This is a genomic window from Maribacter sp., from assembly GCF_039968975.1.
Taxonomy (GTDB): domain Bacteria; phylum Bacteroidota; class Bacteroidia; order Flavobacteriales; family Flavobacteriaceae; genus Maribacter.
In genome coordinates, this window is the sequence record NZ_JBDVOT010000242.1 from 1 (window position 1) to 13,268 (window position 13,268).

General features: G+C 34.1%; 10 protein-coding genes and 3 pseudogenes. 10 read left to right on the forward strand and 3 right to left on the reverse strand.

What is annotated here, in order from left to right:
• The 7 genes and pseudogenes from ABJI11_RS16760 to galK all read left to right on the forward strand — a co-directional run.
• Positions 1-238: pseudogene (locus tag ABJI11_RS16760) on the forward strand (3-deoxy-D-manno-octulosonate 8-phosphate phosphatase); the annotation flags it as partial.
• Between the two features lie 3 nt (positions 239-241).
• A complete protein-coding gene (locus ABJI11_RS16765; RefSeq protein WP_348354807.1) occupies positions 242-829 on the forward strand; it encodes a Maf family nucleotide pyrophosphatase in 588 nt (195 codons plus the stop codon).
• Between the two features lie 22 nt (positions 830-851).
• Positions 852-1,799, forward strand: coding sequence for a septum formation inhibitor Maf (locus tag ABJI11_RS16770; protein WP_348354810.1), 948 nt, complete (start codon positions 852-854; stop codon positions 1,797-1,799).
• 1 nt (position 1,800) lies between these two features.
• Positions 1,801-2,379: a mechanosensitive ion channel domain-containing protein gene (locus tag ABJI11_RS16775; RefSeq protein ID WP_348354813.1), complete on the forward strand. Its 579-nt coding sequence runs from the start codon at positions 1,801-1,803 to the stop codon at positions 2,377-2,379.
• 82 nt (positions 2,380-2,461) lie between these two features.
• Positions 2,462-4,993 carry a PIG-L family deacetylase gene (locus ABJI11_RS16780; RefSeq protein WP_348354816.1) on the forward strand — a complete coding sequence of 844 codons (2,532 nt, stop codon included), beginning with the start codon at positions 2,462-2,464 and terminating at the stop codon, positions 4,991-4,993.
• A gap of 111 nt (positions 4,994-5,104) precedes the next feature.
• Complete coding sequence (locus ABJI11_RS16785; RefSeq protein ID WP_348354819.1) at positions 5,105-6,841, forward strand: sodium:solute symporter; 1,737 nt, start codon at positions 5,105-5,107, stop codon at positions 6,839-6,841.
• A 120-nt stretch (positions 6,842-6,961) separates the two neighbouring features.
• Positions 6,962-8,017, forward strand: a pseudogene (galK, locus tag ABJI11_RS16790) (galactokinase); the annotation flags it as partial.
• Positions 8,018-8,080: 63 nt separating this feature from the next.
• Here the strand turns inward: galK and ABJI11_RS16795 are convergent.
• Positions 8,081-8,926, reverse strand: a complete 846-nt coding sequence (locus ABJI11_RS16795; protein ID WP_348354821.1) for a DUF2911 domain-containing protein — start codon at positions 8,924-8,926, stop codon at positions 8,081-8,083.
• Between the two features lie 77 nt (positions 8,927-9,003).
• Positions 9,004-10,308, reverse strand: a complete 1,305-nt coding sequence (locus ABJI11_RS16800) for a hypothetical protein (protein WP_348354824.1) — start codon at positions 10,306-10,308, stop codon at positions 9,004-9,006.
• A gap of 171 nt (positions 10,309-10,479) precedes the next feature.
• On the opposite strand from ABJI11_RS16800, the gene ABJI11_RS16805 reads away from it, so the two are divergent.
• Genes ABJI11_RS16805 through ABJI11_RS16815 form a run of 3 tightly spaced genes read left to right on the forward strand, consistent with a single transcriptional unit; the run spans position 10,480 to position 12,978 of the window.
• The gene (locus ABJI11_RS16805) at positions 10,480-10,977 is read left to right on the forward strand and encodes an SRPBCC family protein (protein WP_348354827.1); all 498 of its coding nucleotides are present in this window, start codon (positions 10,480-10,482) and stop codon (positions 10,975-10,977) included.
• Positions 10,978-11,667, forward strand: a complete 690-nt coding sequence (locus ABJI11_RS16810; protein WP_348354830.1) for an SDR family oxidoreductase — start codon at positions 10,978-10,980, stop codon at positions 11,665-11,667. It abuts the gene before it with no gap.
• On the forward strand, positions 11,668-12,978 hold the full coding sequence (locus tag ABJI11_RS16815) for a deoxyribodipyrimidine photo-lyase (RefSeq protein WP_348354833.1): 1,311 nt from the start codon (positions 11,668-11,670) through the stop codon (positions 12,976-12,978).
• 30 nt (positions 12,979-13,008) lie between these two features.
• Here ABJI11_RS16815 and ABJI11_RS16820 read toward each other — a convergent pair.
• A pseudogene (locus ABJI11_RS16820) lies at positions 13,009-13,206 on the reverse strand (hypothetical protein); the annotation flags it as partial.
• Positions 13,207-13,268: the final 62 nt, after the last annotated feature.

Genomic DNA, 13,268 nt, shown 5'->3' on the forward strand with positions numbered 1-13,268 from the left:
AATTAATCATATTGAACCAGAGAACATATTGTATATGGGCGACGACATACCAGATATTCCACCAATGAAAGCAGTAGCTTTAGCTACATGTCCACAAAACGCAGTAGCCGAAGTAAAAAGTGTAAGCCAGTATATCTCTCACATTAATGGAGGTAATGGTTGTGTACGTGATGTTATAGAACAAGTATTAAAAGTACGTGGAGATTGGACCAGTCACTTTAGTGCCGCAAACGATTAATAAATGTTGAAGAACAAATTAAAAGATTACCATTTAATATTAGCATCTGGCTCTCCAAGAAGGCATCAGTTCTTTAAGGAAATGGAGCTTGACTTTGAAGTAAGAATAAAATCTGTTGATGAAATTTATCCTCCTGAATTAAAAGGAGCTGAAATATCAGATTACCTGGCAAAATTAAAGGCAGAAGTATTTTTACGCGAGTTACAGTCAAACGATATTCTTATTACATCTGATACAGTTGTATGGCATAACAATGAATCTTTAGCCAAGGCAGAAGATAGCTCAGAAGCTGAAGAAATGCTCAAAAAACTATCGGGAGATTGGCATCAAGTAATTTCATCTGTATGTTTCACCACAACTGAACGACAGATTGTACAACATTCAATTACTGAAGTTAAGTTCAAAAATTTATCGGAAGAAGAAATTTTTCATTATATAAAAGAATATCAACCGTACGATAAAGCAGGTGCATACGGCATTCAAGAATGGATTGGACTTATAGGAATAGAAGAAATTAAAGGTTTGTATACCAACGTTGTTGGCTTACCAACACAACTTGTGTACAAAACCTTATCTCAATTGGTAACATAGTATATTAAAACCCATGACAAGTATGAAACTATTAAAGTTAAAAACTATAGTTTACAGCATTTTCGTAGTAGCAATATTTTTGACCAGCTGCAAAGAGCAAACAAATACTAATAGCAATACTTTAGCCATGGCAAACATTCCTTTAAATGAGGAAGTTCCTAAAAAACAGCTCTCGCAAGAGTTTAAAGATTATTGGTACAATGGCACAGCAGAAATCACCTCATATAAACTAGAACAAGCTAGATATGGTGAAATGAGAGAAGGTACAGCTATGATGATATATGTTACAGAACCTTTTTTACCAGATGCTCAAGTAAAAGCTGATAATAGCAACAAGAGTAATATTCCTGTTTTAAAACTCAATTCTACTAAAAACTATATCACAGGTATATACCCCTACTCTATAATGACAAGCAGTTTTTATCCTGTACACGATAATCAACATGCTCTTAAATTATCTTTTTCATCTCAAGAATGGTGTGGTCATGTTTATGCTCAGTTAAACAATAAAGATGATTTTGAAATCATGAGCCATTCTTATTTTGAATCTGAAGGTGACAAACAGTATCATTTGGACAAAGCGCATCTTGAAAACGAAATATGGAATAAAGTAAGAATTGACCCGTCTGACTTACCAACGGGTGAGATTACAATGATTCCATCTTTAGAATTTATACGATTAACCCATAAAGAATTTAAGGCTTACAAAGCTATTACTTCGTTAACTGAAGCAAATGGTACAAAGACCTATGAAATCAATTACCCAGAATTAGAACGCACATTAAAAATCAATTTTGAAGACAAATTTCCGTATTTAATAGAAAGCTGGACAGACACTTTCCATGATGGCTATGGTGCTAATAAAAAAATACTGACTTCAAAAGCCACAAGAATTAACAGGATTACAACACCCTATTGGCAGCAAAAATCCAATAAGGATTTATCTTTACGCGATAGTTTAGGGTTATAATATGAAAGAATTTATTGCTGAACATCATAATGAGCTTATCTACAGTCTCATTACCTTAATTGTTATTCTTGTATTAAAATTTTTGTTTACTACTGCTGTAAGAAAGGTCAGTAAAATAAGCGATTTCAATCCGGTTAGAACCAACCTGATAATCAAGTTTGTAAATATCGCTTTGACTGTAATTACCATAGTGGCGCTTACATTGGTTTGGAGTGTAAATTATCAAGATTTAGGAGTAATGCTATCTTCTGTATTTGCAGTTATAGGCGTGGCGTTGTTTGCTCAATGGTCCATTTTAAGTAATATAACCGCAGGCGTTATTATTTTCTTTTCTTTTCCATTCAAAATTGGCAATACCATACGTATTTTGGACAAAGAATTATTAGACCCAAATAATACAGATTTAGACAAATTCGTAATTGAGGATATTAGAGCCTTTCACCTTCATTTAAGAAGAAGTAACGGTGAAATTTTGACCTACCCTAATAACCTTTTACTTCAAAAAGGAGTTATTCTGATATCTACCTATCAACAAGGTGAGTTTATAAGTGCTGAAGAACAAGAAGAACAAACCACATGATTTTGTTAAAGAAGTCGTAAAAACAAGTATGCTTAGTACCTAATCTTATTATATTTGGAATTACTACCAAAACCAACATAAAATGCGTTATTTATTAGGGTTTCTAACCTGTAGTCTTTTTGTACTCAGCACCCTCAAAGCCCAAAACCCTAAAAATAGTTCTTCCACAGATATTTATCACTCCATCGAAAAACTGAATTTTCTTGGAACAGCACTTTACATTGCAGCACACCCAGATGATGAAAACACACGTTTAATCGCTTATTTGGCAAATGATGTCAAAGCTAGAACAGGTTATTTATCTTTAACCAGAGGTGATGGTGGACAAAATTTAATTGGACCGGAATTACGTGAGCTTTTGGGAGTATTACGAACGCAAGAGTTACTTGCTGCAAGACGCGTTGACGGTGGTGAACAATTTTTTAGCCGCGCAAATGATTTTGGATATTCCAAACTACCCAGCGAAACCTTAAAAATCTGGGATAAAGAAGACATTCTTGCTGATGTTGTAAGAACTATACGCAAGTTTAAACCAGATGTCATCATCAATAGATTTGATCACAGAACTCCAGGTACCACCCATGGTCACCATACATCTTCGGCAATGCTGAGTTTTGAAGCCTTTGACCTTGCCAATGACACAAAAGCTTTTCCAGAACAATTATCATCCACCAGCACATGGCAACCAAGAAGACTATTTTTTAATACCTCTTGGTGGTTTTACGGTAGTCAAGAAAAATTTAAAGCGGCGGATAAAACTAATCTTCTGCATATGGATGTAGGCACCTACTACCCTATTTTAGGCAAGTCTAACAATGAAATTGCCTCATTGGCAAGCAGTCAACATCTTTGCCAAGGTTTTGGAAGACTAACCTCAAGAGGTTCAGAAGATGAATATATAGAATTATTAAAAGGCGATTTACCAAAAGACAAATCTGATCCTTTTGATGGCATAGATACTACTTGGAATAGAATTGATGGAGGAAAGGCTATTGGCGATATTCTTTATGATGTACAAGAGAATTTCAATTTTAAAAATCCAACAGTTCATTTACCAAAATTGTTAGAAGCATATCAGTTATTGCAAAATGTTACTGATGAACATTGGAAGAATTTAAAAACCACGCAATTAACCACCATTATTTCAGCAATATCAGGATTACACTTAGAAGCTTTTACAAAAACTTCATTTACAAACCCAGGTCAAAATGTTGATGTTCAAATTCAAGCATTGAACAGAAGTGATATTAAGGTTGAACTTAAATCAGTATTTCTTAATGAGCAGAATACGAATATTGAAAATAGTGTCTTAAAGAACAATCAATTATTAGAAAAGAAAATTGATTTAGATATTCCGGTTTCCACAAATTTCACAAGCCCTTACTGGTTGATGGAAAAAGGAACTTTAGGCACATATACTGTTAAGAATTCAGATTTAATTGGTAAACCAGAAACTCCAAGAGCTTTTAATGCAACATTTAATTTGGCTATAAATGGAGTATCCATTCCTTTTACAAAACCGGTTGTTTACAAATATGCTAAACCGGATAAAGGAGAAATATATCAACCTTTTGAAGTCATACCAGAGGCTACCGCAAATTTTACAGATAAAGTTTTAATTTTTGCTAATGCATCACAAAAGAAAATACCAGTTACCGTTAAGGCACATAAAGACAGTATTTCTGGTACAATAGAGTTAAAATATGGTAAAGGATGGCAAATAGATAATAAATCACAACAGTTTTCAATTGCTAAAAAAGGTGATGAACAAACCGTTTACTTTACATTGACACCACCAGCCACTGAAAATGAAAGTAGCATCTCTCCCATTATTAAATTAAACGGTAAAGAAATAACCAAAGAACTTGTAAATATAGCCTATGACCATGTACCTACACAAACGGTACTGTTACCTTCAGAAACCAAGGTTGTGCGCTTAAATATTCAAAAGGCAGGCGAAAACATTGGTTACATAATGGGTGCAGGTGATGAATTACCTACAAGTTTAGAACAAATTGGCTATAATGTTCAACTCATTGATCCTTCAACTATTACAGAAGAATCGCTAAAAAAATATGACGCAGTTGTTTTAGGGATAAGAGCTTATAATGTAGTAGATGAGCTAAAATTTAAGCAACGCTTTATATTAGATTATGCAAAAAATGGCGGTACGGTAGTTGTACAATATAACACAGCTAGTAGATGGGGCGCTCAATTTGAAAATATTGCTCCTTATGACCTTGAAATCTCTAGAGACCGTGTAACCAATGAAAATTCTGATGTAAAGATAATCGCAAAAGATAATTCGCTTGTACATTTTCCTAACGAAATTGACGAAAGTGATTTTAATGGTTGGGTGCAAGAGAGAGGGCTATATTTTCCTAATAAATGGAGTGAAAAATTCACACCTGTTTTAGAAATGCACGATGAAGGAGAAGAATCAACAAAAGGAAGCCTATTAATTGCCCCTTACGGAAAGGGAAACTATATTTATACCGGACTGAGCTTTTTTAGAGAATTACCAGTGGGCGTTCCAGGTGCATATAAATTGTTCTCAAACATGCTATCCGTTGGAAAAGATAAAGTAGAAACGAAAGCCAAAATCAAAGGATGAGTAAAGAACGAGATGAAAATAAAACTTGGAAAAAAGAGTATAGCATTGTATTGGTGCTAAATCTCATATATGTTCTTATTTTCTTTTACGTAATGACTTCATTCAATTAATATGGAAGGATTAGATTGGATTATTCTTGCTGGCACACTTCTTTTCATCGTTGCGTACGGAGTATGGAAAACTAAAGGAAGTAAAAATGTAGATGACTACGTGCGTGGCGGCAGCGAATCTAAATGGTGGACAATTGGTCTGTCCGTTATGGCCACCCAAGCCAGTGCCATTACTTTTTTATCTACTCCAGGCCAAGCATTTCATGATGGTATGGGCTTTGTTCAATTCTATTTTGGACTACCCTTGGCAATGATCATCATTTGTATGGTATTTGTTCCACTTTACCATAAAATGAAGGTTTACACCGCCTATGAATTTCTAGAAGGTAGATTTGACCTTAAAACCCGTTCTTTAGCGGCTGTCTTATTTTTGATACAAAGAGGACTAGCAGCAGGTATTACTATTTTTGCACCTTCAATTATTCTATCTGCAGTTCTTGGATGGGATTTACGCACTTTAAACATCATACTTGGTTCTTTAGTGATAATATACACCGTATCTGGTGGCACCAAAGCTGTTAGTGTTACGCAAAAACAGCAAATGTTCATTATTATGACGGGTATGTTCATCACATTCTTTTTCATATTAGGCTATTTACCATCTGATATAACTTTTAGCAAAGCAATGAAAATTGCAGGCGCTAGCAACAAATTAGAAATTTTAAATTTTGATTTAGATACATCTAGCAGATATACATTTTGGAGCGGTATTACTGGTGGACTTTTCCTGTTTTTGGCATACTTTGGTACAGATCAAAGTCAAGTGCAGCGTTATTTATCTGGTAAATCCGTAAGAGAAAGTCAGCTTGGTCTAATCTTCAATGCTGTCCTAAAAATACCAATGCAATTTTTTATTCTTTTAGTAGGTGTAATGGTTTTTGTATTCTATCAATACAATCCATCACCTTTAAACTTCAATCCGTCTGCAACACAAGCGGTGATGGAGTCTAGTTACGCTGAAGATTATAAGCTACTTCAAGAAGGTCAAATTGCATTAGAAGCAGAAAAAAGAATTGCTCAAAATAAATTTTCTGCTGCATTAGAAATAAAAGAATTTACCGCTGTTGAAGAGGCTAAAAAACAAATCATACGTATCAATCATAAAGATAGCACTAATCGTATTGCTGCCAAATCTTTAATAAAACAGGCAAATGATTCCGTTGAAACCAATGATAAAGATTACGTATTCATCCACTTTATCCTTAACAACCTACCTACTGGTTTAGTCGGTTTATTATTAGCGGTTATTTTATCTGCAGCAATGTCATCAACAGCTTCAGAATTAAATGCATTGGGCACTATAACTGCATTAGACCTCTACAAGAGAAATAGAAAAACAGAAAACTTATCTGAAGAACACTATGTAAAAGCATCAAAATTTTTCACGTTAATTTGGGGAATTGTCGCCATATTAATAGCCTGTGTGGCAAACTTATTTGATAATTTAATACAATTAGTAAATATCATTGGTAGTATCTTCTACGGCAATGTTTTAGGTATATTCTTAATCGCTTTTTTCTTTAAATTCATAAAAGGAAATGCTGTTTTCTTCGCTGCGGTAATAACTCAGATTATCATATGCATAATCTATTATTACTTAATTCACATTTATCCTTCAGGTCAGGAAAAATTAGGATATTTATGGCTTAATTTTTTCGGTGCAGCTTTGGTAATTGTAATATCATTTATATTTGAAGCCTTTGATCGAATGCTGAAAAAACCACTAGCAACCAGTTAAGAATACCACACAATCATAAATGATACTTAGAGAGATAGAGTCTTATTTTATAGAAAATTATGCCAATAAGCCTACTATTATAAAAGGCCCTGGACGAATTAATCTTATTGGGAACATACTGATTATAATGAAGGTTTAGTACTACCCGCTTCTATTGAAAAAGGAATTTATTTTGCAGTATCAAGTAATCATAAAGACAGTATTCAAATTGAAACCTTTTTAACACAGCCAGAGAAAATTGTCTTTCAGTTAAATGGTAAGCATAACATATTTAAATCGTTTTGGGGCAACTACTTTAAGGCAATTATAGAAATACTTATTGAAAAAGAATATCCTCTGAAAGGAATGGATTGCGTCTTTGGTGGAGATATCCCTATTGGATCAGGACTCTCATCTTCTGCAGCATTATGCTGTGGTTTTATATACGCAATTACTAAAGTATCAGATAAAGAAATCTCAAATGAAGCTATTGCATTAATTGCACAAGAAGCAGAACATAGAATAGGTTTAAATTGTGGTTTAATGGATCAATACGCCGTACTCTTTGGCAAAAAAGGTAATGCCTTTTTCTTAGATTGCAAAGACCTAAGTTACAGTTACATTCCTATTAACTTAGAGGGTTATAGCTGGGTTTTGGTGAATTCTAACATCAAGCATAATTTAGCAGTAGACTCTGAGTACAATAAAAGACGTGTTTCTTGCAAAAACATAGTAAAGCAAGTTCAAAAATATAGACCTGAGATAACATCTTTAAGAGATGTGACCAAAGAAAATCTATCTACAGTTAAAAATGATGTGAATGCTATTGATGCTCAACGTGCCAAGTATATAATCGAAGAAAATAATCGTGTACGTAAAATGATAAAGGCTCTAACGGATGGCGATGCAAATGCTATTGGTGCTATTTTAAAAGAAGGTCACTGGGCAATGTCTAAACAGTATGAAATTACCACAGCTGAATTAGATATATTGGTCAAAATCGGTGAAAGCTTAGATAGTGTTTTAGGTTCTAGAATGATGGGAGGCGGATTTGGAGCTTGTACAATTAATCTCGTGAAAACAGAAAAGCTGGATACAAGTATAAAATCTATGCTAAAACAATATAAAGAACACACCGATATTGATGCCGAATATTACCATTTAGCAATAGATGACGGAGTAAAAATGTTCGAATAAAAATTACCATAAAAAAAGTCCGAATTTTACAACTCGGACTTTTTTATCTTATAAGAATACTACTTATTTAGAACTCCACTCTTTAATAGAATCATTGTTCATTTTAATATAATCATTGTTACCAGCTTCAGTGGCGCTTACTAATGACTTCTTAGCAGCTTCAATTGCTCCTTTTTTATCACCTGCTTTGGCTAAAATCAAAGATTGTTGTCTTAGTTGCCAAAATGCTGGTTTTTCCGTCATGGACATAGCTTTGTCCATCCACTCTTTTGCTTTATTGATATCTTTTCCTTCGCTAGCATAGTACACTGCAGCTGCATAGTAATCACCTGCAGATGGTCCGTTCAAAGTTTTATCAATACTACCCATTACAGTAGTATCGGTATCAACAGTAAAAGGAATTGCAACATATGTGTTTTCCCAAATGATACCAATGTTTGCACCATTACTTGTTACATCATCAAAAGTAATCGTAAAAGTTTCAACAGGCATTTCAATGTTATAGACCGGTACAGATAACTTAGCTACTACTTTGCTCTCTTCCCAGTTACTTGGTGTACCACCACCTACGGTATCGGTATAAATAAAAACTTCCCAATTAGAAGCTCCTGGTTTAGTAAAAATAGAATACGTTCCCGCTTTTACTTCCTTACCCGCAATAGTTACGTCAGCATCAAAAGTTACCAAGGTATAACCATTTGCCCCAGTTCTCCATAATTTATCAAAAGGCACTAAGTTGCCAAACACTTTTCTACCTCTCATAGAAGGTCTAGAGTAGTCAATGCTTACTTCTGTTAAACCTACAGTTTGCATAATTTTTGCAGCCGGACTTGGTGCAGGTGTATTTATTTGTGCCTCAACAGTTAAGGAAGCAACAATTGCTAATAAAAAGAGTACTACTTTGTTCATGATTGTTTTACTGATTAGTTATTTCTAGCAAAACTAATTATAAAGGAGGGGTAGAAATGTTAACAATTTCTTAAATACTAATAAACAGCAAAAGAAGTAGCTACTACACCATCTTCTAAAAATAAAGCCAAATAGTAAATAGAAGATTCCAAATGATTAGATATGATTCCTTTCTTACCTATATCTCCGGTATTTTGCCATACTTCTTTACCAGTTACGTCATAAATCACCTGTCCAAAAACTGTTTTATCAGTTGTTATAGCGTAATAATAGCGACTAGAAACATTATCTCTATATATAATCAATTCATCTTCTTGATCGGTATTTTCAGGAAATACAGGTAATATTGGATCTTCAGGATTATCAGATTCTTCTGGAATTTCAGGTTCAGCAGGATTCTCAGGTTCCTCTGGAGCATCAGGTTCCTCTGGAGCATCAGGCACCTCTGGATCTTCTGGATTCTCTGGTTCCTGAGGGTTTTCAGGTTCCTCTGGTTCTGTAGGTTCTTCTTCTATAGTCGGTATCTGAAAAGAAAACAATCTTGAAGGTGACTCAATAGTAGGCGTTTGCCTAGAATAATACTCCGAAGAGAAATAGTAATTTTCTGTACTAGTCTGGGTTAATCCTTCTGCTTGAATAAAGTTAAGTCCTAATGATTTTTGCACGTACCCTTCAAAAACAGCATTAAAATTTAAATGCTCCACAACACCAACAAACGGACTTAGAATAGAAGAATAACCAATTACCACTAATCTATTGGACTCCGTATCATAAGTTGCATCTGTAATTAGCCCTACATCATCTATTGCGCCTACCCTACTTGCTACATATGTGCCCGGCAATTTTGAAAACTCATAAGCAACTGACCCTAAAGACTTCCATTGTTTGGTCAAGACCACTAAACGATCGTCAATCACAAAAAATGCTTCTGCATCCCAATCACTATTTCCAGAATTTTCGAAATCCTGTTGGTCTTCATAAGAGAAATTAATGGTTTCAGCAGACACCGTATTAGCATTTAAAAAATCTTCTTTTAAAATTCTATGAACCGCCAAATCTTTTCTAGTCCCCACATTATTGCCAAAATCACCTATATAGATATATTCATCATCTTGTGATATAGCTTCCCAATCAATATTGGTAACGTTACTGATAATTACCCTTCTAATAATTGAAAGTGATTGTAAATCTATCTCATATAATACAGCTTCATTACCAGAATCATTATGAGTTATTAGATTACCATTAAAATATAGTAGACCAGATGTTTCAAATACATCATCCGGTAAATCGCCAACAGTTTGTACATTCTCTTGCGCGGCTAAAGAAAACGAGCAAATGAAAAGTAATACAGACCAAAACTGTTGACTAAAATGTCTCATTGTTGCAAAATAAACTAGAATAAAGTTAATCAACTGTATTTAAGTGACCTAAATTCAATTTAATCGATAAAGTTAATTTTTAAGCTAATAACAAATCATTTTTAAAATTGTTTAACTATTTTTGAATATTGTTAGACATATGCTTGAAGAAGCATTTTCATTATTCTATTTATGAAACTATATCAATTACATTCTAAACAAGCATTGCCCATTACCAAAGAAGTAGCATGGAAGTTTTTATCTGACCCTGCTAATCTGAAGGTAATTACTCCTGAACATATGGGTTTCAATATTTTAGATGGTGCAGATAGAGAAATGTTTCCTGGTCAAATTATTCAATATAAAGTATCTCCTTTTCCTGGTTATACTACCAAGTGGGTAACAGAAATTACGCACGTGGATAAAGGTAATTACTTTGTTGACGAGCAAAGGTTTGGACCTTACGCACTGTGGCACCATAAACACTTTATTAAAGAAATTGATGAAGGTGTTATTATGGAAGATATTATAGATTATAAAATCCCTTTAGGACTATTGGGTCAAATAGCACATCCTATAATTGTCAAAAAACAGCTGATGGAAATATTTAAATTTCGTGAGCAAAAATTAATAGAACTTTTTGGTACGGTTGATTCCATACCAAATCAACTTCAACTTAAATCATTTTAAATGAAAAACATATTATTAATTGGTGGCTCTCATGGTATAGGGCTTTCAATAGTTAAAGAATTACAAAGCACACATCATCTTTTTGTAGCATCTCGTTCAGAAGAAGATTTGCAACATGAAAATATTACGCATATACCTTTTGATGTTACTACGGATGAATTAGATGTTTCCGTTTTACCAGAAAAACTGGATGGATTTGTGTATTGCCCAGGCAGCATAAATTTAAAACCTTTTAAAATGATGTCTTTAGACACCATAAAAGATGATATGGAACTTAATTTCTTTTCTATGATAAAAGTGGTCAAAGAAATTATTTCAAAAATGAACGAAGGTTCAAGTATGGTCTTTTTCAGTACTATTGCGGTGGGTACCGGAATGCCGTTTCATACAAGTGTTTCTGCTGCAAAAGGTGCTATTGAAGGCTTTGCCAAATCATTGGCTGCAGAGTATGCACCAAAAGTAAGGGTCAACGTGGTTGCTCCTTCTTTAGTTGATACACCATTGGCAAAAAGACTTTTAAACAATGATAAAAAACGGGAAATGATGAGTGAACGACACCCATTAAAAAGAGTAGGAAACGCAGAGGATATTGCCAATGCAGCTGTTTTTCTTTTAACCGAAAAAAGCACTTGGATGACGGGGCAGATAATTGGTGTAGATGGTGGACTATCAACTTTAAACATCAACTAAATGTCGAAAGAAGTATCTATATTTTGGTTTAGAAGAGATTTAAGATTAGACGATAATGTTGGTTTTCTTGAAGCTTTAAAAGGAGACTACCCGGTATTGCCTATTTTCATTTTTGACAAAGAAATTCTTGCCAAATTACCGAAAGACGACGCAAGGCTTACCTTCATTCATGAGACGTTACAGCACATGCGAACGCAGCTACAAAATGAAAATGATAGTTCATTGGCAATGTTTCATGGGAAACCATTAGATGTAATAAAAAATCTAACTGTAGAGTATAAGGTAATGTCTATTTATACCAATAGGGACTACGAACCATATGCCAAAGAGCGTGATGAAAAAATAGCTTCTTTTTTATCCAAAAAAGATATTTCTTTTAAAACATTTAAAGACCAGGTAATTTTTGAAAAATCTGAAATAGTAAAGGGAGATGGAGAACCATATGTGGTTTACACACCTTATAAAAATAAGTGGCAAGAACAATTTAATGCGGACAAAGATTTAGAAATACATTACACTAGTCAATACTTATCCAACCTTATTAAAAATTCACGTCTACCAAATTTATCATTAAGTGACATCGGTTTTGAGAAGTCTAAAATAGAGGTACCTGAATATGACGTAACCCCTACCCTAATAGATAATTATGAAGATACCCGTAATTTTCCCGCTAAAGAAAGCGGTACTTCAAGATTAGGACCCCATTTAAGATTTGGTACTGTATCCGTTCGTAAAATGATGAAAAAAGCTATCGCAGAAGACAATAAAGTTTTCTGGAGCGAATTAATATGGCGAGAGTTTTTTATGACTATTCTATATCACTTTCCGCATACTGTAGACAATGCTTTTAGAGCCAAATATGACCGCATAGAATGGCGAAATAATGAAGATGAGTTTGAAAAATGGAAAAATGGAGAAACGGGGTATCTCTTAGTAGATGCCGGTATGCGCCAATTAAACGAAACCGGTTACATGCACAATCGTGTTAGAATGTTGGTAGCTAGCTTTCTTTGCAAGCATTTACTAATAGACTGGCGCTGGGGAGAAACCTATTTTGCCGAAAAGCTTTTAGATTATGAGTTGAGCTCTAATGTTGGAAACTGGCAATGGGCTGCAGGCAGCGGCGTAGATGCTGCCCCATATTTTAGAATATTCAATCCTATGACACAAGTAGATAAATTCGACAAGGGTAAAAAGTATATCAAAGAATGGATTTCAGAATATGGTACAGATAAATACCCAGAAAAAATGGTAGATCATAAAATGGCTAGAGAAAGATGTTTAGAGACTTATAAGGCAGCTGTAAGTTAAAATCTATTTAGATAGCTGACGGTTTAACTCCTATTGATTAACTACTCTTCTTTTAAGAATATTGACATAACGTAATGCGTCCTTATTTTCGTAATCTGTGTAAGCTTTAGTCGCAAAGTCTATAGCCGCATTAAGATTACCCTTAATTTCATTACTAATTGCCATATTATAATACGCTCTACCGACTATTTTACTTTTAACATGGGTTAAGTCGACATTCCATAATTCTACTGCACCATCTCAGTCACCAGCTTTAGCACGTCTATCGGCAATTTCTAAATTATCGCTTC